This window comes from Embleya sp. NPDC059213, from assembly GCF_042754445.1.
Classification (GTDB): domain Bacteria; phylum Actinomycetota; class Actinomycetes; order Streptomycetales; family Streptomycetaceae; genus Embleya.
Genome location: NZ_JBHZAV010000080.1, coordinates 17,712 through 42,652 on the forward strand (window position 1 = coordinate 17,712; position 24,941 = coordinate 42,652).

A 24,941-nucleotide genomic window follows, 5' to 3' on the forward strand; every position below is an offset into this window, starting at 1 on the left:
TGCTCCCATCGGCCGACCGTGATCGTTCCGAGGAAAGACGAGGGCGTCGGCGGCGCCGGTTCCGCTCAGTCCTTCCGGTTCTTCGCCACCTCGTAACGCAGGTCGGTGAGTTCGCCGACGTCGGCCACCTCGTTCGCCGCGCACACCTTCAGCGCCGCCTCCAGTCGAGCCACCGCCGCCGGCCGCTGCTCCAGGCCGAACGCCTCTATTCGCGCGCCCAGTTGCACCGCGTCCAGATACCCGTCGCGCTCCTGCGGCAACAGCGGCACATACGCCGCCGCGGCCCGGTCGGCCGCGGTCAACGCCGGGTGCAGCCGGTCGGCGCGCGCCAGCAGGTGGGCGAGCTGGTGCTGCGTGCCGGCCGTCTCGATCGCGACCATCGCCGCCGCGTCGTCGTCCGCATCCGCGGACACATCCGCGCCCGCGCCCGGCTCGACCCCCGCCAGCTCCCGCAGCGCCTCGCCGAACAGCGCCAGGGCCCGGTCCACCCCCGACGGGTCCTCCCGATCGGTGCTGCCCGCGATGCTCCACGCCTTCGCCCGCAGCGCCCGCACCGTCTCGCGCACGTCGCCCTCCGCGCGCAGGAGTTCGATCGCCCGGCCGAACGCGGCCTGTGCCTGCGCGGCCATCCCCGCGTCGTCCAGCGCGTGTGCCGCCGCCACTGCGATCTCCGCCTGGGTCGCCCGATCGGCGACCTTCGTGGCGGCCTCGGCGGCCATCGACAGGTGCCTGGCCGCGTCCCGGGCATCGCCCAGCCGGCGCAGGCACATGCCCAGTGCCCAACGTTCGTGCATCGCGTGTTCGGGGCCGTGGTGCGCCTCGATGTCCGGCAGCAACTCCTCCAGGATCGCCGCGGCCTCCGCGTCCCGACCCAGGCCGAACAGCATGCCCACGGCGCCCCTGCGGCAGGCCGCCGCCATCTCCGCGTCACCCTCGCCGTCGAACACGTGCGCGGCCTCCAACGCGAACGGCAGCGCGTCCTCCGGCCGTTCCTGCGCGCCGACCGCGTTGGCCAGCATGGTCAGCGCGTGGCCGACCGGGAACTGCGGCTCGTCGTAGAACGCCGCCGTCTCCAGCGCGGCGCGCATGTCCGCCTCGGCCGCCGCCGGGTCGCCCGCCTGCATCCGCACCTGGCTGCGCAGGAACAGCGGTCGGCAGGCCGACCAGGGCCGTTCCGCCTCCCGGCACAGTGTGATGGCCGCACTCAGATCGACTTCGGCGTCAATCGTGCGCTCCTCCTGGAGCGCCTGCTCCGCACGCAGATGCAGCGCCGCCGCCCGGCGGTGCGCCAGTCCGTGGTCCCGACCCAGGTCGTGCAGTTCGGTCAGGACCGCCTGCACGTCGTCGGACCCGGTGGTCAGCGCCACGATCGCGCGATGGTGCAACACCAGTGCCAGCGGCGCGGCGTCGTCCGGCAGGAACTTCTCGGCCTCGGCCCGAGCCGCGTCGAACAGTCCGATCGCGTCGGCCTCCTCGGCCCGGAACCGGGCCATCGCGATCCGCACCTCGGCGCCCACCGCCCGCCCCGGCGCGTCCGCCGCCCGATAGCCGGCCGCGGCCCGGGTCAGCGCCGCGATGCCCGCCGCGAACTCGCCCTCGTCGACCAGGTCGACGCCCTCGTCCTCGGTGATCGCGGCGAGCGCGAACGCGTCCACGTCCTGCCCCAGAGCACCCGCCGCCGCCGCGTAGTCCCGCCAGGCCGCACCCGAACGTGGATGCCCCGCGGTGTCCGACTCCCGTGCACGAAGCAGCAGTTCCGAAACATCGTGGGTGGCCGAAACCGTCGCTGCGGACGGCGCGGCCGGCGCCGACGCGGCCACCCGCGCCGAACGCAGGCCCAAGGGCAGCGACTTCGCCACCGGCGCCGCCGCCAACCGGCGCCGCACCCGCGAACTCACCGCGTCGTTCCCGTTGCGCGCGTCGAAGCGCGCCGCGATCTCGAACAACTCGCGCTCGACCGTGTCGCGCAGCGCGCCCGCCGAGGTGTCCTCGAAGACCACCAACCCCGGCCCGCCGATCGCGACCAGTCGGCGCAGCAACACCGCGACGCCGGCCAGGAAATCGGCGTGGTCGGAGGGGTCGCTCTGCGGACGCTCCAGCCAGGCCCGATGCTCGGCGAGGATCTCGATCCCGCGGCCCTCGTTGCCGGTCAGCGCACAGAACTCGATGTGCTCGGCGACCGCCGCGTAGGTGCTCACCTTGCCGCGCACCGACCGGTAGCCGCGCAGGTGGTGCGCCCGGGCCCGATCCGGGTCGCCCTCGCGCACGAGCGGCAACATCGACGCGGCCAGCGAGACCTGTGGCTCCTCGGCGCAGGTCAACGCGCCGTCCAGGGTGGGCGCGAGCAGTTCCAGCGCGTCCGCGTCCCGGCCCCGGGCGATCAACCAGCGGGCCTGCTCGCGCCGTTCGCACGCGTCGCAGTCGGCGAGCCGATCACGATCGGCGGCCAGCCACGCCTCGAACGCCTCGCCGCTCTCCGCGTCGGCGCCGATGTGTCGGGCCAGGTAGAACCGGCTCTGCTGAACCGGCCGCAGGCTGTGCCCGGCGGTGCGGTAGCGGCGTTCCATGTCGGCCAGGTAGCCGCGGATCGCCGGCAGCGGCACCTCGGGCACCGCGAGCAGCGAGCTGGTGATCCACTTGAGATCCCAGAACAGGTGATGGGTCAACTGCTCGTCGAAGCCCTCGGGGTGCTCGTCCCACAACTTGAGCAGGCGGGAGAGCGGGACCGGCGTGCGCGGCGACTCGCCGCCGTAGTTGTACGCGGTGATCAGCCGCAGCAGCGCCCAGGCGAGGTTCTCGTCGCTGCCCATCCGCTCGGCGACCACGACCAGTTCCTCGGCGCGGGCGGTACGCGCCTTTCCGTACGGCAGTTCCTCGTTCGCGTCCAGGGCAGCGAAGAACCCGGCGTCGTCACGGATGTCCATCAAGGGTTCCTATTCGGCGGGGTTCGGCTGGTGGACGGCCCGCTCCAGCAGGCCGAGGAAGGATCGGCCGAGCAGGCCGGTCTCGGCCGAGGTGAGCGGTCGGTGGCTGAGCAACAGAGCCTGGCCGTACAGTCCTTCGACCGCGGCCCGGGCCAGTTCGGGATCATCGAGGCCGGCGATCCGGCGGACCAGCGGGTTGAGGTGGTTGAGCACGAGCTGCGCCCGCGGGCCCTGCCCGCGCAGCGAGCCCAGGATGCCCGACCACAGGTCGTCGCCGCGGCCGGCCGCGTCCTGCTCGGCCTCGGCCCGCCCCCGCTCGCCGCGCGCGTCCCGCCCGTCCAGCAGCAACGCGGGCACGGTGACCGGCTGGAACGTGCGCAGCGACACGTCGCACGAGAGCGGGTCCAGCGCGGCGCGCGCGTGCGCGAGGAAGCTCGCCGCGGCCAGTTCGGCGGTCGGGTCGACCGAGTCCAGGTGCGCGGTGACGGTGTCCGGGTCGAGTTCGGTGACGGTGGTGCCCGGGCGGATGTCGGCGAGCCGGTGGACCAGGTCCAGGTCGTAGGTGTAGCCGCCGTTGACCACGCCCAGCCCGGCCGCCGCCGCGATCGGCGCGACCTGGCGGTATTCCTCCACCGTCGGCGTCACGTGCACGACCGGATGCCGGCGGGCGAACTCGTCCAGCGCGATCCGTCCGTCGGTGGTCTCGAACGGCAACCACGGCAGCACCAGCCGCAACAACTCGTCGTCGTGCCGGGCCAGTGCCTTCACACCCAGGTGATGCACGCTCAGGAACCGCGCCAGCCGCGGCTGGTCGTGCGCGGCCAACTCGGCCAGCCAGTCCCGGATATGCCCGCCGAGCGCGTCCCGCACCCCGGCCAGCGACTCGTCGTCGTACAGGCTCTCCCGCGACGCGGTGGGCCGCAGCGTGTCGGTGTCCACGACGCAGCGCACAAAGAACGCCCAGTCGGGCAGCAGCCCGTCGGCGTTCTCGGTGAGCAACATGCCCTTGAGATGCACCCGATGCTTGCCGCGCATCGCCGGACTGACCGCCTCCGGCAGCACGAACGCCGCGCCGCGCACCCCCGCGAGCGGCACGTCCAGGTCGATCACGTCCAGCGGGGTGAAACCCAGTCGGCTCTCGCAATACGCGGTGAGCGCGGCCCGGCGACGCTCCGGTGTCGGGTACGGGCGGTCCCAGACCGCCGGCGTGTCGGTGATCGGCGTGTGCTCGCCGGCGGCCACGACGGTGACCGGATACGGCAGCAACGCGCCGAAGTCACGGGCGAGTTCGACCACCCGATCGGCGGCGAACCAGGACTCGCTGCCCCGACGCGGGGTCAGGAACACCGTGGTGCCCGGCTCTTCGCGTTCCTCGTGGGCCAGGGTGCGCACCGTGTAGCGGCCGTCCGAACCGGCCTTCCACTCCACCGGCGGCGCGTCCGGCGCCTGGGCCGAGCGGGTGACCACGGTGATCTCGTCGGCGACCACGAAGCAGGCGAGCAGGCCGATGCCGAACTGGCCGAGGTAGTCGCGCCGGGCGCTCTCCAGCGCGTCCCGCTTGGAACTGCGCCCGATGGTGGCCAGGAAGCGGTGCACGTCGGCCTCGGTCAACCCGACGCCGGTGTCCGTGACCCGAAGTCCGCCGTCCTCCACCGTGATGGTGATCGCCGCCGGGGCCTGCGCGTCCGCGGCCCGCCGCGCGGTGACCGCGTCGACGCCGTTCTGCAGCAGCTCGCGCAGGTATACCCGGGGGCTGGAGTAGAGGTGGTGCGACAACAGGTCGACCAGACCGCGCAGATCGACCTGGAAGGTGTGGTCAGCGGCGGTTATCGCGGCATCGTTCATGCGGACTTCGTCACCTCGGGGCAGGATCGCCGGCCGACATCCCGGCCGAGTGCTGATGGTACGAAACGGCGGGGACAGGCGGCGAATCATCGAGCCGACCGCCGGTCCCCGCCGAGCCGGGTTCAGCGCTTGGGCGCGTCCACCGTCCGCCCGTCGCGCAGCGCCTGGAACAGCGCCTTGGAGCCCTTGTCGTCCCACAACACGGTGGAGCCGACGCCCTGAACGTTGTATCCGGGATTCGAGATCGGCACCGTGGTGGTGACCCCGTCGCCCCCGGACAGGCTGCCCATGTCCTTGAACAGGTCGTACAGATCGAACAGGCCGGTGTCGTCGTCCACGGTCACCGCGCTCAGCGAGGCGTCGGCCACCGGGAAGGCGCTGAACGGGTTGAGCAGCACGCCGGCCGACTTGGCCTTCTTCGCCAGCGCGCTGAGGAACTGCTGCTGGTTCTCCATCCGGGCCAGGTCCGAGCGCGCCGGGTCGTAGTAGCGGGAGCGGACGAAGGCCAGCGACTCGGCGCCGTCCAGCGTCTGGCAGCCGGCCTCCAGGTTCGCGCCGGACTTCTTGTCCTTGATCGGCCCCTTGAGGCAGATGTCCACGCCGTCCATCGCGTTGACGATGTTGTTGAACCCGCCGAAGCCGATCTCCGCGTAGTGGTCGAGTCGCAGACCGGTGGCCATCTCCACGGTGCGGGCCAGCAGCGGGGCGCCGCCGGAGTCGAAGGCCGCGTTGAGCTTGTCCTTGTGCGCCTTCACCGTCTTGCCGTTCTTGCTGAACGCCGGGATGTCCACGTAGGAGTCACGCGGGAGGCTGATCAGCGCGGTGCCGCCCTTGCCCTTGTGCAGCAGCATCATCGAGTCGGTGCGCTTGCCCTGGGCCTTGCCGGTGTGCAGCTTCTTGCGGTCGGTGGCGTCCAGGCCCTCGCGGCTGTCCGAGCCGACGATCAGCCACGTGGTGCCCGCGGACGAGGCGGGTCGCCCCTTGTAGTTGTCCAGGACGTCCTCGTGTTGGATCTTCGAGTCGGCCCAGAAGTAGGTCACCGTGCCGAAGACCAGCACCAGCGCGACGAAGACGCCGACCCCGATGAGGATGCGCTTCTTCCAGTTGACCGGACCGCGCGGACGCCGCGGCCGGCCGGCGGGGCCACCGGGACCCCCCGGGCCGGGCGGCTCGCCGGGACCGCCGGGTCCCTCGGGACCGCTGGGACCGCGTTGCGGCGGTGGCCCCGCCGGCGCGCCGTGCGCGTCGGCGATCGGCGGCTGCGGCGGATAGGCGTCCGCGCCGGGCGGCCGCTGTACCGGCGGCACGCCGTGCGGCGAGTGGCTCGGGGGAGCCGGCGGATACCCACCGGGCGGCTGCGCCGGATAGGCGTTCGGCGCCTGTGGCGGATACCCGCCCGGTGCCTGCTGCGGGTAGCCGCCGGGGCGGCTCGGAATCGTTCCCGGGGGAGGTTGCTGCGGCTGCTGGTCGCCGTCCGCCCATCCCGGCGGCCAATTGTTCATGGGACCGAAGCTTTCACTCGATCAGCCCCGAGGCAACCGAATGTCGACCTCATCGACCATCTGTTCCACAGTTGATGCTCACTTCTTACATGAGACCTCGTCGCCGGATTTGGCGGAGTATGCCGGATTCGGCGTGACGCCGACGGACGGCTGCTCGGCGGACGCCCCACCGACGCGCACCGGAGTCGCCCCCGCGTACGACGAACCCGCGATCACCTCGATCGTGCGGCCCAGGCCGGTGACCGGCTCCAGGGTCGCGCCCGGCAACGCGGCCTGCACGGTCTTGACCGAGCGGTTCCACTTGGGGTCGTACCGGATGATCGTGCGCACGCCGTCGGTCGAGGTCGAGGTCCGCGGCGGGCCGGCCATCGCGAAGCCGAGGCCCTTGAGCTCCTCGTGCGCGCGTGTGCCCAGGCCCGTGCTCGGCGCGCCGTTGTACACCTGCAGCGAGATGTCGCCGGGCGCCACCTCGACCGATACCGGGGAGGGCGCGGGCGCGTTGGTCGGGCCCGGCGTGTTCGTCTTGTCCGGCGACGGCGCGATCAGGTCCTTGTCCTCGCGGATCGCCTTGAACAGGCCCGCCGCCTTCACGTCGTCCCACAACACCGTCGAGCCCCAGTCCGGGACCTGGTGGTCGATGCTCTTGAGCGGCACCTGGGCGTAGGTGACCCCGGAGTTGGACAGGTTCCGCAGCTTGCTGCCCAGATCCAGGAAGGACTGCGGGCTCATGCCCTCGTCCACCTTGATCGAGCCGAGCACCGCGTCCAGCACGTTCTTGAGCTTGATCGGGTTGGTCAGCGTGCCGGAGGAAGTCGCCTTGGCGAGCACCTGCGTCATGAACTTCTGCTGGCGCTGGGTACGGCCGATGTCGCCGGTCGGATCACTGGCGATGTACCGGGCGCGGACGAACTGCAGGGCCTTGACGCCGTCCAGTTTGCTGGTGCCCGCAGGCAGGTCGAGGCCGGACTTGGGGTCGCGCAGCGGCTTGGGCGTGCACATCTCGATGCCGCCGAGGGTGTCCACGACGGAGACGAAGGAGACGAAGTTGACCTCGATGTAGTGGTCGATCCGGATCCCGGTCGCCTTCTCCACGGTGGCCACCGTCAACGGCGGGCCACCGAGCGTGTACGCGGCGTTGATCTTGCCTCTGGAGGGACCGCGTTGCTCGCCCGTGGTCTTGTCCTTGTGCGCCGGGAACTCCACGTAACTGTCCCGGGGCAGGCTGGTGATGGTCGCGCGGTCCCGCTTGCCGTTGAGGTGGACGATCATCACCGTGTCGGTGCAGTCGCAGGATTCGCCGCCGGCGTGCAGCCTCTGGAGGGTGTCCTTGGAGATGCCGGCACGGTTGTCCGAGCCCACGATCAGGAAGTTGAGGTCGCTGCCGGATCCGGTGTCCGGGCGGTTGTCCAGGCCCTTGAACGGCTGTATCCGCTGGATCTTCCCGTCGAAGTGCTTGACCCAGGCCCAGCCGATGCCGCTGGTCGCCAGGATCGCCGCCGCCAGCACGCCGGTGATCAACACGAACCAATTGCGGCCGACATTGCGGCCGTTCCGGTCGCCGTTCGCGATTCTCGCCGAGGGTCGTCCGCCGGTGGTCGCCATGGGGTGCGGTTTCCCTCCTCGCGGACCGATCTCGTCCCGCCGTCGGCTGCGCACCCTCCCGGCGCGCGTCGTGCGGATGTTCATCCGTACCCGTGTACACCCGAAGGACGCCTGTACGGCCGACCACGGTTGCGGTGCTGCGCGTCGAACCACCGTAAAGCGGGATCGAGCGGGAACGGCCGCGGCACGCCGAGGGGTCCGGGTGCTCTCCCGCTCGGTCGATGTCGGTCGTCGGGGTCGTTCGCAGTACGCTCCGAAGCGATGAATCCCACTGCCGACGAGCCCGCCACCCACGAACCTCCGGTTCGCCGAGCGGAGCCGCTTCCCGAAAAACCGCCCGTCTCCGTGATCATGCCGGTGCTCAACGAGTCCCGACACCTCGAAGAGGCCGTCGGTCGTGTGCTCGCCCAGGACTACCCCGGCGAGATCGAAGTGGTGATCGCGCTCGGACCGTCCACGGACGACACCGACGAGATCGCCGCCCGGCTGGTCGCCAACGATTCCCGAGTGCGTACCGTCCCCAATCCCACCGGTCGTACCCCCAGCGCGCTCAACGCGGCGATCCGCGCGTCGCGGCACCCCGTGATCGTGCGGGTGGACGGCCACGGCATCCTGCCCGCCCGGTACATCTCCACCGCCGTCCGGCTGCTCGCGGAGACCGGTGCGGCCAACGTCGGCGGGCTGATGCACGCCGAGGGCACCACCCCGTACGAGGAGGCCGTCGCGCGCGCGATGACCTCCAAGTTGGGCGTCGGCAACGCGCGTTTCCACACCGGCGGCGGCGCGGGGCCCTCCGACACCGTCTACCTCGGCGTGTTCCGGCGCGAGGTGTTGGAGGAGTTGGGCGGCTACAACGAGGAGTTCGAGCGGGCCCAGGACTGGGAGCTGAACTACCGGATCCGCGAAGCCGGTTACCTGATCTGGTTCTCGCCCGAGCTGGAGGTCTCCTACCGGCCTCGGCCGACCACCAAGGCGCTGGCCAAGCAGTACTTCAACTACGGCCGGTGGCGTCGGGTCGTCTCCCGGCACCACCAGGGCTCGGTGAACCTGCGCTACCTGGCTCCGCCGGCCGCGCTCGCGGCGGTGGCCGCCGGTACCGTGGTGGGCCTGTCCGGACGCAAGGTCGGCTGGCTGGTGCCGGGCGGGTACGCGGCGGGCATCCTGGCCGGCGCCGCGTGGGAGGGCCGCGACCTGAGCCCGGGCGCGCTGGTTCGGCTGCCGGGCGTGCTCGCCACGATGCACGGATCCTGGGGCGCGGGCTTCCTGACCAGTCCCAAGAGCCTGGCCGATCGGGTCGAGGCGGGGACCGCGCAGGCCGAGGAGGAACTCGGCTAGTCCGCCTGTGCAGTGCCGTGTCGGCCCGAGTCGCCAGTGTGTGCGACTCGGGCCGACGTGCGTGTACGGGGGTGTCGCGGGCCGCCCGCTCGGCCCGACGCGCCGTCTTCCCGGCCGGAAACCGGGTGCTTTCGGTAAAGCCAAGTAACGTGGCCGCCCTGGTCACCGCTCGTCCCCGGTGACAGTCTGTGAACAGTCGGCACGGCCTTTGGGAGACGACGGCGATGAGCGAGAGTGACTCGGCTGTGGCCGCGGGAGTGGCGATCCCGGACGCCCGGCAGGCTGCGGAGGATGGCGGTTTCACCCCGCCGGAGCGGTTGCGGCGGCTCGTCGTCACCCACACGGAGGTGGGTGAGGAGTATCCGAACGACCCGGTCGAGGGTGCCTACGTATTGCGGGTCACCCCCGCCGAGACCGTCGCGGTGACCACCTCGGTCGAGGTCACCGAGACCGGCGTGGTGCGCTCCCTGCGGGTGCCGGTCGACCCGGAACGCACCGCCCGGCTGGCCGCCGCGCGGGCCGCGGTCGAGGCGCTCGACGGCGGCGGAGTACTCAAGGGGCTGCGGCGGATCATGGCCCAGCGCGATCTGGAGGCGGTCCGGCGCACCCACCGCGCGGAGGCCGAACGGGACGCGGAGGCGTGGGCGCGGCGCTGTGCGCAGGCGTACGAGCCGTACGTGCGCGCGTTCGCGGCCGACGCCGAGCCGGTGCCCACGTCCTCGCCGGTGCTGGGGATCGGCCCGACCAACACCGCCGGGCAGGGGCACGCGTGGGCCCGCGCGGTCGAGCGACACCTGCCGGGGGTGCGGGCCGAGTCGTCCGCGCTCAGTTCGGCGAACACCCTCGGTCATCCCAGTGACCAGGCGATCGCCACCGACGACTGGCTGTCCACCCGCTGGCAGCTGGGGCGGCTGGCCCGGGTGCTGGATCGCTACACGCACGTGTTGGCGGAGGGCGGGATGCCCGCGTTCGGCCGGCTCGGCGGCTCGTGGGTGGACACCGACCTGGCCGAACTGCGGGCGGCCGGGATCGCGCTCGGGCTGGTGTTGTACGGCTCGGAGGCACGCGATCCGGCGGCGCATCGGGCCCGGGTGGAGTTCTCGCCGTTCGACCCGCGTTACGAACTGACCCACGCGTTGCAGGGCAAGGTGGACCGGTTGTTGCCGATCCTGCGCGGCCTGGACGTACCGACCTTCGTGGCCACGCCCGACCTGATCGCGGACGTGCCGGACGCGGTGTGGCTGCCGGCCGCGCTCGATCCTTCGACCTGGCGGACCGAAAAGCCGGTGCTGGCTCGCGAACGCCCGGTCGTGGTGCACGTGATGACCAGTCCGTTCCTGCACGGCACCGCGCGGATCGAACCGACCCTGTACCGACTGCACGAGATCGGTCTGATCGAGTACCGCCGCATCCTGAATCGACCGGCCGCCGAACTCCCGGCGCTGTTCGCCGATGCCGACATCGTGCTCGACCAGTTCGCGTGTGGTTCCTATGGCCTGACGTCGTGTCAGGCGCTGGCGGCGGGTCGGCTGACGATCTGTTACCTGCACGAGTCGGCGACCGAACACCTGCCGGCCGACCTGCCGATCCGCGGCGCGGACCCGAACTCGCTGGCCGAGGTGCTGGAGGAGGTGGTCGCAGAACCGGCGGCGGCCCGCGAACTGGCCGCGCGCGGCCCGGCGTACGTCGCCGAGCATCACGACGGGCGGCGCTCGGCCCGCGTCCTCGCCGATTTCCTGGGCGTGGCGGCCGAGTGAGCACTAGCGTTCGGGGGTGGCTATCGACCCGAGCGCGGATGTGGACGAGTCGGCGATCATCGGCGAGGGCACCCGAGTGTGGCACCTCGCCCAGATCAGGGAGGATGCGGTCCTCGGCGCGAACTGCGTGATCGGCCGGGGCGCCTACATCGGGCCCGCGGTCCGGATCGGCGCGAACGTCAAGGTGCAAAACCATGCGCTGGTCTACGAACCGGCGGTCCTGGAGGACGGCGTCTTCATCGGCCCGGCGGTCGTGCTGACCAACGACATGTACCCGCGTGCGGTCACTCCCGAGGGCCTGCTCAAGGGCGAACAGGACTGGGACGCCCAGGGCGTGACGGTCCGCCGGGGAGCCGCGGTGGGCGCCCGCAGCGTGATCGTCGCGGGCGTCACGATCGGCCGATGGGCCCTGATCGCGGCCGGCGCGGTGGTCCACCGCGACGTTCCCGACCACGCCCTGATGGCCGGCGTCCCGGCCCGCCGCGTCAAGTGGGTGGGTCGCGCCGGCGTCCCCCTGACCCCGGCCGGTGACAGCACCTGGCGCTGCCCGAAAACCGCCGAAATCTACACGGAACACAACGGCGAACTGACCCTGACGTCACCGGCGAACGGCTAGTCCCGCAGGTTCCGCGAGCAACTCCCTACGCCACGAGCAACTCCACGACATGCGCCGTGCGCCGAAACGACCGGGCAGTACCGGCGACCGGGGCCGTGCGTCGCGCCGAGCACGCGCGCCGGGTTCCGGGGATCCGTCCCCGGAGGTGCGCCGACCGGCTCCGTAGTGGCCGGCGGTTGTGGCTCAGTCCAGGGGGAGGGTGGCTTCGACGGTGTCGCCGTTCGGGGTGGGGGTCGTACGCGGACGGAGGTCGGCGCCGGCCGTGGCGAGGAGGCGTCGGGCGGCGGTGTTGGCTTCGGTGGTGGTGGCCACGATGCGGGTGGCGCCCTGGGATTTCGCCTCGGTGCGCAGGAGCGCGAGGACGGCGTGGCCGACGCCTCGGCCGCGGTGGGAGCGGCCGATCCACAGGCCGGTTTCCAGGGCGTCGTCCGGGGCCTCGGGCGCGGGTTGCAGGCGGGCCGCGCCGACCACGTGGCCGGCGACCAGGATCGCGTAGGTGGTGGGGGTGGCGGCCCATTCGTGATGGAAGGCCAGGAAGGCGGCGCGGCGGTCGGCGGTCCAGCCGGGTGGGCCGGGTACGGGAGGCATCACCTCCGTCGGATCGGCGTCGGCCACCGCGGCGTCCAGGAGGGCGGTCAGCAAGTCTTCGTCCAGGCGGCGCAGTTGCACCCGTGCGTTGTCCACACCGGGAGCCTGTCCGGCTTCGGCGACCGCCGTCAAACGCATTGGCGCGCGCCGTGCCCTCGGCACCCGGACGGCGCCCCGGGTGCCGCGCCCGTCGTCACCGCGACGGCGCCCACCCGGCCGGCCGCGCGGCGCCCACTCCCGCGCGAGCGCCCGCCCCGGCCCGGGTGCCGTCCCGTGATCGCCAACGGCCGCCCGCCCCCTCCTCGTTCGGAAGGGACGGGCGGCCGTGGTGGGCGGTGGCTACTTGTTCTTCTTCGGTGCGCAGACGTTCTTGTCCGCCGTCTCCAGGTCGATGTTCTTCGGGGGGTCGGTCGGTGGGGTCCCCGCCGCCGGCGGTGGCGTGGTGGGGAAGTCCTTGCCGATCAGGACCTCGAAGCGGGTCAGCGTCGTGGAGGTGCTCTCGACCAGCGCGCCGTCGCCCAGTCCGGTCGCGGCGGCCAGTGCCTTCGCGGCGTCCAGGCGGCCCTTGGGATAGGTGATCGTGCTCGTCGGGTGGATCTTGCCGTCCCTGGCGTTGCCCGACGGGACCGCGACGAACTTGCGTCCGACCAGGTCCGCCGCGACCTCGTTGGCGCGCTTGTTGACGCCGCTGCCGTTGCGGACGTCGACCTTGACCGTGGCCGGGTCGATCTTCGGCACGTCGGGGGTCGGCGACGTCGCCGGCTGCTCGGTCGCGGGCTTGTCGTCCTTGGTGACGGGCGTGTCGTTGCGCAACATCGCCATCAGGTTGTTCGCCTCGGGCTGCTTGGGCTGCACCTTCGACTTGGCCATCGGCGGGTATTCCTCGATCGGCAGCGTGGTGAACGCCATCCGCTTCTCGGGGACCTTCTTCAACTGGTTGCCCAGCGAGATCAGCTTGTCCACGCCGCCGAGGCCGTTGTCCACCGTCAGCGACTCCACCGCGATGTTGGCGAGCTTGAACATGCCTTCGACGTTGGTCAGCGACGCGCTGTTCTTCAGCTTGCGGGTGAGCGCCATCAGGAACGCCTTCTGCGCCTTGATCCGGGCCAGGTCGCTGCCGTCGCCGAAGGCGTGCCGCGCGCGCAGGAACTTCAGGGCCGTCTCGCCGCTGAGGTTCTGGTCGCCCGCGTCCAGCTTGAGGTCGGTGCCGCCCTGCTGGTTGGGCAGCACCGGGTCGTTGATCGGCTCCGAGATGCACATGTCCACGCCGTCGACCGCGTCGGTCATCTTCTTCACGCCGGTGAAGTCGATCATGATGTAGTGGTCCACCTGGACCCCGAGCATCTTGTCGACCGTGGACACCGTGCACGGCGGACCGCCGTTGGCCAGGCTCTCGTTGAACGACTGCGGGCCGTTGGACGCCGGGTAGGTCTTGCCGTCCACGACGCACTTGGGTATCTGCACCATGGTGTCGCGCGGGATGCTGACCAGGGTCGCGTTGCTGCGGTCGGCCGAGACGTGCATCAGGATCGTGACGTCGGCCAAGCCCTCGGTGTGCTCGGCCGCGCCGTACTTCTTGCCGAGGCCCTTACGGCTGTCGTTGCCGATCAGCACGATGTTCAGCGGCTTGCGCCCGAACGCGTCCTCCTCGGTCTTGGGGACACCCTCGCTGCCCGCGTTCTTCGCGGTGGTGGTTATTTTGCTGTCGAGGTACTTGATGTACCCGTACGCGCTGCCGGCCAGGACCACGATGATGCCGACCACCGAGATGGCGATCCACTTGAGCCGCCGCTTGACCTTGCTCTTCGGCGGTCCCTCGCCGCGCGCGCCGCTGCGGGTCGCCGCGCGTCCGGCGGGGGCGTTGCCCGCGCGTTCGCGGCGCCGGGGTGGGTCCTCGTCGGCTTCCCGACCGGACGCCGCCGCCACCGCGGACGGGCGCCGGCCCTCGGGATTCGCCGCCCGCGAGCGCGGCCGCGCGGCACCGGAGTCGTCCTTGCCGGGAGCACCGGCGGACCCGCTGCCGGCACCGGCACCGGCGGCACCGGGGCCGCCCGGCGCCCGCAGCTCGAAGCTGCCGGTGTCCGGGTTCATCACCCACATGTCCGCGACGTCCGCGTCGTCCATGCCGCCCAGGGGATCGTTGTCCCCGGGCGCGCCACGGTGCGGCCCGTTCCCTCTGTTCACGCCGAGATTCCCTCCGGCTGTATCCGCCGCACTGCCCCCCCGGCTGTGCTCGGTCCCTCAAGGGCGACACCGGGGTCCCGGAGGCATCCGTACGGAACCCGACGGTGATACGTGATGGTCGGTTTGGAAGCAGCCACCATAACCGGCGAGATCTCGCCATGGTCACAGAGACTGCGAAGTCCTGACACTCGGATCGTCGGAAAAGGGATAAAACCCTTCATCGATCGTTCCTGATTCGGTATCGGTCGATCGTTGTTCGATCGATGGGGGTCACGGGCGGACGCATTTGTGTGCTTCCCACCGCGACCCCCTCGAACGTGTCTGCGAACGTGCCTGTGAGCTCTATTGCTTCTTGCGCGGCGAGGCGCACTTGGTGTTGTCGGCCGTCTCCAGGTTCAGGTCGGCGGCCTTGGGCGGTTCCGGCGTACGGCCGGGGCCACCGGTGGCCGAACTCGTCGGGTCGCCGGTGCCCGGATCCGGGAGATCCGCCCCGATCAACAGCTTGATCGTGGTGTCGCCGGGCCTGGCCACCTCCAGGGCGGTCTCCGGCACGCCCAGCGCGGTCGCGATCGCCTTGGCCTGATCCCGACTGCCGTCGGGGTAGGTGATCCGGCTGTTGGCGTGTTCCCGGCCGTCCGGCATCGTGGTACCCGAAGTGGCCTTGAAACCCAGCCGCTTGAGGGTCTCCACCGTCGGGGTGATGCGCTTCTTCGCGGTCCCGGTGTCCACCGTCACCCTGATCCGGGCCGCGTCGCCGGGCGCGATCGTGGCCGGCGGCGGAGGCGGCGTCGTGGTCACCGGCGCGGGCGGCGGATCGGTCGTGCCGTCGCCCTTGGTCAACGGCCGGTCGGCCCGGACGGTGGCCCACAGGTCGTCCGCCGCGGGCCGCCTGGGCTGGACCTGGTCCGGGGCCGGACGGTAGGTCTCGGTCGGCAGCGTGGTGAACGCCATCCGCTTCTCCGGCACCTTCTTGATCTCGTCGGCCAGATCGATCAGCCTGTCCACGCCGGCCAGGTCGTTGTCGACCGTGAGCGCGCTCACCGCGCTGTTCGCGATCTTGAACAGGCCGTCCACGTTGCTCAGTTTCGCGTTGCTCTTGAGTTCGCGCGCCAGCGACATCAGGAAGACCTTCTGCGCCTCGATCCGGGCCAGGTCGCTGCCGTCTCCGAACGCGTGCCGGGCGCGCAGGAATTGCAGCGCGTTGTCGCCGCTCAGGGTGTTCGGGCCGGCCGGGAGTTCCAGTCCGGTACCGCCTTGCGAGTTGCCCAGGACGGGGTCGTGGATCGGCGAGTCGAGGCAGATCGGCACCCCGCCGACCGCTTCGGTCAGATCACGGACACCCTTGAAATCGACCTCGATGTAGTGGTCGATCCGGACCTGGAGCATGCGGTCCACGGTGGCGACCGTGCAGGACGCGCCGATGCTGCGGAAGCTGTCGTTGAACTGGCCGAACCGGGCCTCGGTGACCTTCTTGTCCTTGCCCTTGCCGATCTCGCAGCGCGGGATGTCGACCATCGTGTCGCGCGGGATGTTCACCAGTGTGGCGTTGGAGCGGTCGGCGGACAGGTGCATCAGGATCGCCACGTCGGCGAGCCCCTCGTGCCCCTCCGCGCCGTAGCGCCGCCCCTCGCCGATCCGGCTGTCGTTGCCGATCAGCAGGATGTTCATCGGACTTCGGCCCTGCTCGTCCTTCGCCGCCGCCGGTGGTCGGTTGTTCTTGTCGGCGGTGATCTGGCTGTGGTGCAGCTTCCCGTTCAGGTACCGGATGTACCCGTACGCGCTGCCGGCCAGGATCACCAGGATGCCGACCACGGAGATCGCGATCCATTTGAGGCGCTTCTTCACGGTGCTCTTTCTGCGCGTGCCCCGCCGGTCGGGTGCCGCAGCCTCCCCGACCTCCGTATCCGCGTCCGTGCCCATGTGACGAATCCCCTCCGGCAACGTGCCGGGTCACCGCCGATCCGCGGCGACCCGGCTCCCCTGTGCGGTATCGATGCAATCAGCCCGCGCACACGTCCTGTTCCGCCGTTCGTCCCGATACGGTGACGATCGCGCCCGTGTCCGCGGCCGACGTCGGCTCGGCCGACGAGGTGCCGCCGCTGGTGGATGTGGGGTCGGCCGTGGAAGCCGACGAGCCCGGGGCTCCGGTGCCCGCGGGTGAGCGGGTGCCGGTCCCCTTCCCGGTGCCGCCGGTACCCGGCGCGGTCGGCGTGACCGTGACCCGGTTGCCGTCCTCGTCGATGGTGGTGCGGGTGGACGGCTTCGGCGTCGCCGACTGCTCGATCCGCACCTCGCCGTTGTTCTCGAACCCGTTGTCGTCCTTGCCGGTCACGGCCGCGCCGACCGCGATCCGGTCCAGCCGGATCGCGTCGAACAGCCGGTCGGCCTGGGGCTGGACCAGTTCGTCCCGGTCGCGGTCGAGCCGATACGGCTGCCGCGGCACGGTCAGGAACGCGAACTTGTCGTTCGGAATCCCCTTGACGCTGTCGGACAGGTCCATCAGATCCCTAAGCGAGCTCAGTCCCGGGTCGGCGGTGATCGACCGGGTTCCGGCGTCGAGGAGGTCGTACAACTTCCACGGCTGGGTCAGCATGTCGCCGACCTTGACCTTCTTAACGAGCGCGGCCAGAAAACGCTGCTGGCGAGTCATCCGCTGGGTGTCGCTGCCGTCGTCGACGTTCTTGCGGGCGCGGACGTAGCCGAGCGCCTGCTCGCCGTCGAGTCGGTGCTTGCCCGCGGGCAGGTCGAGCTTGGCGGCGGTGTCCCGCATCGGCCGACTCAGGCACACCTCGACGCCGTCCACCGCGTTGACCATCTCCTTGAAGCCGGAGAAGTCGATCACGATGTGGTGATCCACGCGGACCTTGGTCATCTGTTCGATGGTCTTGATCGTGCAGGCCGCGCCGCCGATCTCGAACGCGTGGTTGAACTGGTCGCGGTACGCCCGCGACTTGCTGCCGTCCTGGCGCACGCACGAGGGGATGTCGACCATCAGGTCGCGCGGAATGCTGACCGCGACCGAGCTCTTCCGGTCGGCGGCCAGGTGCAACAGGATCGTGGTGTCCGAGCGCTTGGTGCCCTCGCCGATGTCGCCGTACTGCTTGTTGTCGCCGCTGCGGTCGTCCGAGCCCATCAGCAGGATGTTCGTCGCGTCGTGCGCGACGACCTGCGGGCGTTCCTGCTCCGGGCCCAGCTTGGCGGTCAGGTCCTCGGTGGTGATGTTGCCGTCGAGCTTGCGGTAGATCGCGTAGACCGCGATGCTGCCGGCCACCAGGCACAGCGCCACGGTGACCGTGACGCCGATCAGGACCCGCTTGTACACCCGCCTGCGTCGATCCCGCCGGGAGAGTCGGTCCGGCGCCCCGGCCTCGCCGGCGGCGGCCATCGCGGCGACGGCGGCGGCGAGCGGCTCCTCGGTGGCGGCCGCGGCGGGCGTCGCCTCGGCGGGCGCACTCGGCTCGGCCTGCGCGTTCGGCGCGCCCGACTCGGTGGCGGCGGGCGCACCACTGGGCTCGACTCGTGCGCCAGGCTCGGCCGGCGTGTCCGCCTCGACCGGCGCCGGCTCGGTTCGCGTGCCCGCCTCGGCCGGCTCGCCGACCGCCGGCGCACTCGACTCGGCCTGCGCGCCCGGCTCGTCCGCCGTGCTCGGCGGAGTCGATATCTCGGGTTCGGTCGAAGCCTCGGGCGCCGTTTCCGGGCTCGTGTCCCGACCGGGTTCGGCCTGCTTGCCGGCCCGTTCGCTGTCACTCACGTCGTGTCTGCTTCTTTCCCCAGGGCGCCCAACGCCGATCAAGAGCGACGAACCGCGCGTGGAGCGGCCGTTGCTAGTGATAGACGTGCTGCCGGTTCCCCGAGTTGCGTGCGCCCTTCCCCCTGTGACGCAGGTCACTGGTTGAAGAAGCCGCACGTCACACCGGAGCGGCCCGCGTATCGGCGAGCACGCTACCGTGCGCCACCGTATCCGGCGCCGTGCAGGTGGGCGTCTGCGGACGAATGGGGTGATGGAGCGTCAGTTCGCCTTGCAGATGTCCTGATCCGCGTTGCGGGTGTCGGCCCGGACCGGTGCCTTCGCCGAATCGGACGGCGTGCCGGTGCCGGTGGCGCCGGCGACGTGCACCCCGGCCGCCGGGGCGGCTCCGCCCGGTCGCCGGCCGTGCCCGGCGGACGCGCCGGGCGCGGCCTCGACCGACGGCGCCTCACCCGGCCTGCCCGCCGCCGCGTCCGGTCTGCGCCGACCGTCCAAGGGCTCGTCGTGGTTGATCGCGTCGAACAGGTGCCGGGCGTCCGGCTGGATCAGGGCGACCCGGTTGTTGTCCTCGGGCGGGTTGTACACCGGGACGTGGGCGAAGGTGATGTCCCGGGTCTCCAAGTCCCGCATCCCGCGCGCGAGGTCGACCAAGGCCGACACCGAGTCCAGGCCCTCGTCGGCCCGGATCGACTTGGTCAGCGCGTCGGCCAGGGCGAACAGCCGGGACGGGCTGGAGAGCGTGTCGCCGCTGCGGATCTGCTTGGCGAGCGAGGCCACGAAAGCCTGTTGCCGCTTGATCCGACCCAGATCGCTGCCGTCCCCGCCGAGCCCGACGTCGTGCCGCAGTCGGACGTAGTCCAGTGCCTCCCGGCCGTGCACCTTGCGTCGGCCGGCGGACAACGAGATGTTGCCCTCGTGGTCCTGCACGTTCCTGGGCAGGCAGATCTCCACGCCGCCCACCGCGTCGACCATGCCCTTGAAGCCGGAGAAGTCCACGATGATGTGGTGGTCCACGCGCATGTCGGTGATCTTCTCGACGGTGTTGCGCGTACACGCGGCGCCGCCGAGTTCGAAGGCCGCATTGAACATCACCCCGCGCTGCTCGGCGGAGCGCGCGCCGTCCCGGGTCACGCACGAGGGGACGGTGACCAGCAGGTCGCGCGGGATGCTCATGACCACCGCGTGCTCGCGGTCCGAGGACAGGTGCACGAACAACGTGGTGTCCGAGCGCTCGCCGTTGTCCCCGCCGCCGCCCAGGGCGCGATTCTCGCCCGCCCGTGAGTCCGAGCCGATGATCAGCAGATTCAGCGGCTTGCCCTTGCCGTTGCCGCCCACCTCCGGGCGGTCGGCGTTGAGCTTGCCGTCCACCGCGTCGGTCTCGAGGTTGCCGTTGAGCCGCTGGTACGCGACGTAGGCGGCGGATACGCCGGTGAGCAGGATCAGCGAGATGCCGACGCCGATCGGCAGGAACACCTTGCGCCGCCGGTTGCGCTTCTTGCGGGCGCGGCGCGCGGCGGCCCGGCCGGCGCCGGATTCGACCGGTGCGGCCGCCCCGGGCTCGGGGGTCGGGGGCGGCGCCTCGGGCGCGGCGGCGGGCTCGGCCGCGTCCTCGGACCGGTACAGGTGATCCCACGCATCCATGAACCCCACGCCTCCCCGCCTGCTGAGGGACCGCCGGGCACGGCACTACGGGCGGTCTGGGCCACGAAAGCGCAGCTCGACCCGTCTTGTCATGCCTGCTCGGCGGAACGGGTGACGGCACGCGTGACCCGCTCGGCCTCGATCCGCCGCTCCAGCAGGGATTCATCCAGGTGACGGCATACGACGACCGGTACGGACGCGGCCAGCGGCGCGAGAACGCCCGCCCGCAATCCACCCGTTCGGGCGAAGCTCAAAGAGGTGAGCAGGCGATCGCCGGGGACCAGCCGCCACTCGCGCGCGGCGGCCTCGCCCGCTTCGGCCAGCTCGCCGGCCGTCCACTCGCGGCCGGCCTCGACCAACGCGGCGGCACCCGCGGGCACCGGACCCTCGGCGACGAACCGATCGCCGTGCCCGGCCACTTCGGCCGCGTAGTCCAGGAAGCCGGCCGGCGGCGTGGGAAAGCGTCCGCCCATCGGCCGCAGCGCCAAGGCGACCCGCTCGCCCGGGCAGGTCGCGGCGCGGTCGAGGGTGTCCGGGCCGGACACCACCACGTCGGCGTCGGCGGGATCCCCGTCGAAGCTCACCACCAGGCCCAGCGACCAGGCCGCGAGCAGCCACACCTGGGTCTGCCAGTGCACGGGCAACAGCAACGAGACGCGCGCGCCCGGCTCCACCGCGAGGTCGTCGCGCAGCAGGTTCGCGGTCTTGGCGACCCAGTTGTCGAACGTCGCGACGGAGAGCTCGACTCGCTCGCCGGTGGCGTCGTCGTAGAAGGTGGTGAACGGCCGCGCGGAGTCGGCGGCGAGCGTGGTGCGCAACTGATCGACCGGGGTGCTGGGCATGAGATCAGCCTACCCAGCTCGATGAATCGATGGCGCAAATGGGTGCAATTGTCATATTTGGTACGGCATTCAGTGCCATGCGGGAACCGGTAGAGCTCGACCCACGACGGAGGGGCCTGCCCGTGTACACCAGAATCGCGTTGTCGATCGCCGCGCTCGCCGTACCCGCGGTGCTCGCCGGAGCGCCCGCGCAGGCCGACTCCCGGCCACCCGGCACCCCCGGTTCGACCGTGACCCTCCCGCTGACCGGGATCGAACAGGAACCGGACGCCGCCGCGCCGAGCGTGGGCCGGACCGAGGTGTTGACGGCCGAACGCGCCACCCCCGCTTACTCGTTGCTCGGCGTCACCTGGGCCGACCCGGGCGCGGGCGAGCGGGTCGCGGTACACGTGCGCACGCGCACCGGCGGCGTGTGGAGCCCGTGGCACGAACTGCACGCCGGCGGCCACGGCACCGGCGACGCCGAGGGCGGCGGGCGCGGCGGCACCGAGCCGTTCTGGGCGGGCCGATCCAACGGCGTCCAGGTGCGCGTCGGCGTCCTGACCGGCGCACCGCCCGAGGACCTGCGGGCCGAACTGGTCGACCCCGGCGACTCGATCCTGGACCGGATGCCGGCCCGCCCGACCCTGCCCGACCTCACCGACGGCCGCACGGTCAAGGGCCACGCCGACAAACCGGCGATCGTGGCCCGCAGCGACTGGGGCGCCGACGAATCGCTGCGGGACGCGAAGTTCAAGTACACGAACACGGTTCGGGCCGCCTTCGTGCACCACACCGCCGACGGCAACGACTTCCCGTGCAGCGACTCGGCCAAGGTGCTCCGGTCGATCTACCGCTACCACGTGAAGACCAACGGCTGGGCCGACGTGGGCTACAACTTCCTGGTGGACAAGTGCGGCACGATCTTCGAGGGGCGCGCCGGCGGCACCGACAAACCGGTCCTGGGCGCCCACACCCTCGGGTTCAACACCGACAGCACGGGCGTCGCCGCCATGGGCACCTACACCACCACCGCGCCGCCCGCACCGATGCTGATCTCCATCTCCCGGGTGCTGGCCTGGAAACTCGGCCTGCACGACCGCGACCCCAAGGGCAAGGTCACCCTGACCTCGTCGGACAGCGGCAGCCGCTACCCCAAGGGCAGCACCCACTCGTTCGACGTGATCTCCGGCCACCGGGACGCGTTCAACACCGAGTGCCCCGGTCAGGCGCTCTACGACCAACTGCCCGCGATCCGCACCGACGTGGCGCTGCGCGTGGGCTGAACGCGGCTTCGGGGCCGGCCGCTCAGGCCCGCTTGCCGACGATCTCCCCGAGCCGCTCCACCAGCGGCGCCACCACCGCCTCGGGGACGAACCGCTCGCGCGCGAGCGCGACCGTCGCGGCGCGCAACCGGGCCACCTCGGCCGGGTGTTGGGCCAACCGGCGCAGCGCGTCGGCCAACGCGTCCGAATCGCCCGCCGGCACGAACAACCCGGCCGGCCCGAACAGTCGGCGCTGCGGCGCGGTGTCCGAGGTGAGCACCGCGCACCCCGCCGCAGCGCCCTGGAAGACCTTGTTCGGCACCAGCCGCAACGCCTTGGCGCCGGTGCCGAACACACCCAGGCACACGTCGTGCGCCGCGACCAGATGCGGCAGTTCGGCCTCCGGCACCCAGGTCCGCCAGGTCACCCGCGGCGCGTCCGGGCCGACCAGGTCCCGAGTGCGCTGCGCCTGTAGGCCCCGACCGATCATCGTCACCGCGATCGGATAGCCCTCCAGCCGACTCAGCGCGGCACCGATCACCGGCGCACCCTGCACCGGCGAGTACAACCCGAACGAGATCACCCGCAGATCCTCGCCGGGCCGGAAGTCCGCCTCGACCGACACCGGGCCCGGATCGGCGCCCGGGCGACCCGCGTCGAACCACGCCGGTGCCGCCCCGATCGGCACCACCACCGCCCGATCGCGATGCCCCGGGGTGAGCACCCGACGATGCTCCTCGGTGTCCACGAGCACCAGTCGGGCCGCCGCGATCGCGGCCTGCTCGATCCGGTCGACCTTGCGCAGCTCGGCCTGCGCCGCCTGGCCGAGCCGATCGGCCACGTCGTCCACGCTCTCCAGGTGGTCGAGCACGAGCGGGATGCCGGGAAACAACCGGCGGGCGATCTGGATGTCGAGCCGGCCCTGATAGCCGACGATCACCACGTCCGGCCGCGGCGCGCGGCGGGCCTTGGCGACCAGCTCGGCGATGCACCGCGCGTGCCGGATCCGCTGGCGGGGGATCCCCGGATGGGCCGACGGTGGTGGGACCATCGGCCCGGCATCCATGTGTCCGAGGGGAACGTTGCAGGTCACCACCTCGATACCGTGGCGCCGCAAGCCCTCGATGAGGATTCCCACCCGGGGGTGGACGGTCGTGTCATACGTGCCGAACGCCATCACCCGCATAGGTGAAGTCTGCTCTGCGCACATCGGGGCAAAACCGGGAAGGTACCGTGGCGGTCCGAACCCGGATCGCGAGGAGAGCCCGTTGCACCCCAGTGCCCTCCATCGTGTGTGGCGTCCCGGTTTCCCGCTCGACCTCCGGCTCACCGTAGGTCAACTGCGCCGCGGCCACAGCGACCCCACCCACCACGCGGGCACCGACGGCTCGGTGTGGCGGACCTCGCGCACCCCGAACGGACCGTGCACGCTGCGGCTGATCGACCGTCCCGCGACCGGCGAGATCGAGGCGAGCGCGTGGGGACCGGGCGCCGAATGGCAACTCGACGCGCTGCCGGCCCTGCTCGGCGCCGAGGACGACCCGGACGCCTTCGTCGCCCGGCACACGATCGTCCGGGACGCCGAACGCCGGTTCGCGGGCCTGCGGATGCCGCGCACGACGCTGGTCGTGACCGCGTTGGTGCCCTCGATCCTGGAGCAGAAGGTCACCACGATCGAGGCGCGCCGGGCCTATCGGCTGCTGCTGGGCAAGTACGGCGAGGCGGCGCCGGGGCCCGCGCCGACGGGCCTGCGGGTGGTGCCCGATGCCCGTACCTGGGCGATGATCCCGTCCTGGGACTGGGCGCGGGCCGGCGTGGACGGGCGCCGTTCGCGCACCGTGATCGAGGCGGTCCGGGTGGCCGGCCGGCTGGAGGCGACCACGGGCGTGGCCCACCCCGAGGCGGCGCGGCTGCTGCGACTGGTGCCCGGGATCGGGATCTGGACGGCCGCCGAGACGATGCAGCGTTCGCACGGCGACGCGGACGCGTTGTCGGTGGGCGACCTGCATCTGCCCAAGACGATCGGCTTCGCGCTGGCCGGACACGCGGTCGACGACGCCGGGATGCTCGAATTGCTGGCCGGCTACCCGGGACACCGGCATCGGGCCGCGTTGTTGATCCGCATGTCGGGGGTGAAGGTGCCGCGCCGTGCGCCGCGGTATGCGCCGCGGGGGCACTTCGTCGGAAAGGCGTTGTGACGGCGGTGTCGTGACCGGGGGTGCGGGGTGTGGCGCGCGGGGTGCGGTGCCGGCGGCGCCTGGCCCGAAGGACACCACGTTTGCCCCCGGGGGCCTCGGGCAGCCGTTTGGGTGAAGGACTTGGCTGTTGTTGCATCGCAGCCCGGAACCGACACCGAGAACGAGGAGGAAGTGCTCGTGACGACCGTCCAGCACTCGATCGACGTGGACGTGCCGGTCCGCACCGCGTACAACCAGTGGACCCAGTTCCGCGAGTTCCCGAGCTTCATGAGCGGGGTCGAGCGGATCGACCAGATCGATCCGACACATACCCACTGGGTCACCCGAATCGCCGGTGTGTCCCGGGAGTTCGACGCCGAGATCACCGAACAGCGGCCCGACGAGCGGGTCGCGTGGAAGACCGTGGACGGCCCGCACCAGGCGGGTGTGGTGACCTTCCATCGGCTCGACGACGTGCACACCAGGGTGATGCTCCAGATGGAGTTCGACCCCGACGGCCTGGTCGAGACGGTGGGGGACAAGCTCGGCTTCGTGCGTGGTAGGACCAAGGGCGACCTCGAACACTTCAAGGTGTTCGTGGAGGAACGCGGGCACGAGACCGGTGCCTGGCGCGGCGAGGTAGAGCCCCCCGGCAGCCCCGGCTCCGGCCGGCCGCAGAACGCGCCTCCGCCCTATGACAGCCCCGGTATGTCGCCGACTCCCGGTCGTACCGGAGCGCCCGGCGGCGGACACATCCCGCCGCCGCGCCCGCAGGCACCGCCGAGCGTCGGCGGGACCTGGGCGGGTGGCCACTGACGCGGCGCGACGCCCCCGGACATCGGCCGGACATCGCTGACGACCCGACGTCGGCAGCGGTGGGAGCCCGCCGAATCCGGGCCGGCAGCGCCAAGCGGCAGAGACCGTGCACGAAAGGGC

The 24,941-nt window shown here is 71.6% G+C and carries 16 protein-coding genes and 1 pseudogene; 6 read left to right on the forward strand and 11 right to left on the reverse strand.

Features of this window, described 5'->3' with window-relative positions:
* Positions 1–65: 65 nt before the first annotated feature.
* The 4 genes from ACFXMF_RS26840 to ACFXMF_RS26855 all read right to left on the reverse strand — a co-directional run bounded on the left by ACFXMF_RS26840 (position 66) and on the right by ACFXMF_RS26855 (position 7,873).
* A complete protein-coding gene (locus ACFXMF_RS26840; RefSeq protein WP_379991680.1) occupies positions 66–2,924 on the reverse strand; it encodes a tetratricopeptide repeat protein in 2,859 nt (952 codons plus the stop codon).
* A 9-nt stretch (positions 2,925–2,933) separates the two neighbouring features.
* Positions 2,934–4,769: an HSP90 family protein gene (locus ACFXMF_RS26845; protein WP_360320973.1), complete on the reverse strand. Its 1,836-nt coding sequence runs from the start codon at positions 4,767–4,769 to the stop codon at positions 2,934–2,936.
* A 122-nt stretch (positions 4,770–4,891) separates the two neighbouring features.
* Positions 4,892–6,271 (reverse strand): LCP family protein, encoded by a 1,380-nt coding sequence (locus ACFXMF_RS26850; RefSeq protein WP_379991681.1) that lies wholly within the window; start codon positions 6,269–6,271, stop codon positions 4,892–4,894.
* Positions 6,272–6,349: 78 nt separating this feature from the next.
* Positions 6,350–7,873, reverse strand: a complete 1,524-nt coding sequence (locus ACFXMF_RS26855; RefSeq protein WP_360320967.1) for an LCP family protein — start codon at positions 7,871–7,873, stop codon at positions 6,350–6,352.
* Between the two features lie 261 nt (positions 7,874–8,134).
* Between ACFXMF_RS26855 and ACFXMF_RS26860 the strand changes: the two genes are divergently transcribed.
* From ACFXMF_RS26860 to ACFXMF_RS26870, 3 genes are all read left to right on the forward strand, one after another.
* Positions 8,135–9,208: a glycosyltransferase family 2 protein gene (locus tag ACFXMF_RS26860; protein WP_360320964.1), complete on the forward strand. Its 1,074-nt coding sequence runs from the start codon at positions 8,135–8,137 to the stop codon at positions 9,206–9,208.
* Between the two features lie 224 nt (positions 9,209–9,432).
* The gene (locus tag ACFXMF_RS26865) at positions 9,433–10,965 is read left to right on the forward strand and encodes a hypothetical protein (protein WP_360320961.1); all 1,533 of its coding nucleotides are present in this window, start codon (positions 9,433–9,435) and stop codon (positions 10,963–10,965) included.
* Between the two features lie 22 nt (positions 10,966–10,987).
* On the forward strand, positions 10,988–11,581 hold the full coding sequence (locus ACFXMF_RS26870) for an acyltransferase (protein ID WP_360321042.1): 594 nt from the start codon (positions 10,988–10,990) through the stop codon (positions 11,579–11,581).
* Positions 11,582–11,764: 183 nt separating this feature from the next.
* On the opposite strand, the gene ACFXMF_RS26875 is transcribed toward ACFXMF_RS26870, so the two are convergent.
* From ACFXMF_RS26875 to ACFXMF_RS26900, 6 genes are all read right to left on the reverse strand, one after another.
* Complete coding sequence (locus tag ACFXMF_RS26875; RefSeq protein WP_379992078.1) at positions 11,765–12,265, reverse strand: GNAT family N-acetyltransferase; 501 nt, start codon at positions 12,263–12,265, stop codon at positions 11,765–11,767.
* A 243-nt stretch (positions 12,266–12,508) separates the two neighbouring features.
* Complete coding sequence (locus tag ACFXMF_RS26880; protein WP_379992079.1) at positions 12,509–14,293, reverse strand: LCP family protein; 1,785 nt, start codon at positions 14,291–14,293, stop codon at positions 12,509–12,511.
* A 402-nt stretch (positions 14,294–14,695) separates the two neighbouring features.
* Entirely contained in the window at positions 14,696–16,198 is a 1,503-nt protein-coding gene (locus ACFXMF_RS26885; protein ID WP_360320952.1) for an LCP family protein, read from the reverse strand.
* A gap of 154 nt (positions 16,199–16,352) precedes the next feature.
* A complete protein-coding gene (locus tag ACFXMF_RS26890; protein ID WP_360320949.1) occupies positions 16,353–18,104 on the reverse strand; it encodes an LCP family protein in 1,752 nt (583 codons plus the stop codon).
* A gap of 258 nt (positions 18,105–18,362) precedes the next feature.
* Positions 18,363–19,742 carry an LCP family protein gene (locus ACFXMF_RS26895; protein WP_360320946.1) on the reverse strand — a complete coding sequence of 460 codons (1,380 nt, stop codon included), beginning with the start codon at positions 19,740–19,742 and terminating at the stop codon, positions 18,363–18,365.
* 89 nt (positions 19,743–19,831) lie between these two features.
* On the reverse strand, positions 19,832–20,584 hold the full coding sequence (locus tag ACFXMF_RS26900; RefSeq protein ID WP_360320943.1) for a TIGR03089 family protein: 753 nt from the start codon (positions 20,582–20,584) through the stop codon (positions 19,832–19,834).
* 122 nt (positions 20,585–20,706) lie between these two features.
* On the opposite strand from ACFXMF_RS26900, the gene ACFXMF_RS26905 reads away from it, so the two are divergent.
* Positions 20,707–21,849, forward strand: a complete 1,143-nt coding sequence (locus tag ACFXMF_RS26905) for a peptidoglycan recognition protein (RefSeq protein WP_379992444.1) — start codon at positions 20,707–20,709, stop codon at positions 21,847–21,849.
* A gap of 22 nt (positions 21,850–21,871) precedes the next feature.
* Here ACFXMF_RS26905 and ACFXMF_RS26910 read toward each other — a convergent pair whose 3' ends face one another.
* Entirely contained in the window at positions 21,872–22,879 is a 1,008-nt protein-coding gene (locus ACFXMF_RS26910; protein ID WP_379992443.1) for a glycosyltransferase, read from the reverse strand.
* Between the two features lie 217 nt (positions 22,880–23,096).
* Here ACFXMF_RS26910 and ACFXMF_RS26915 point away from each other — a divergent pair, with 217 nt between their 5' ends.
* Positions 23,097–24,026, forward strand: a complete 930-nt coding sequence (locus ACFXMF_RS26915) for a DNA-3-methyladenine glycosylase family protein (protein WP_379992441.1) — start codon at positions 23,097–23,099, stop codon at positions 24,024–24,026.
* A gap of 177 nt (positions 24,027–24,203) precedes the next feature.
* A pseudogene (locus ACFXMF_RS26920) lies at positions 24,204–24,647 on the forward strand (SRPBCC family protein); the annotation flags it as partial.
* Positions 24,648–24,941 lie beyond the last annotated feature (294 nt).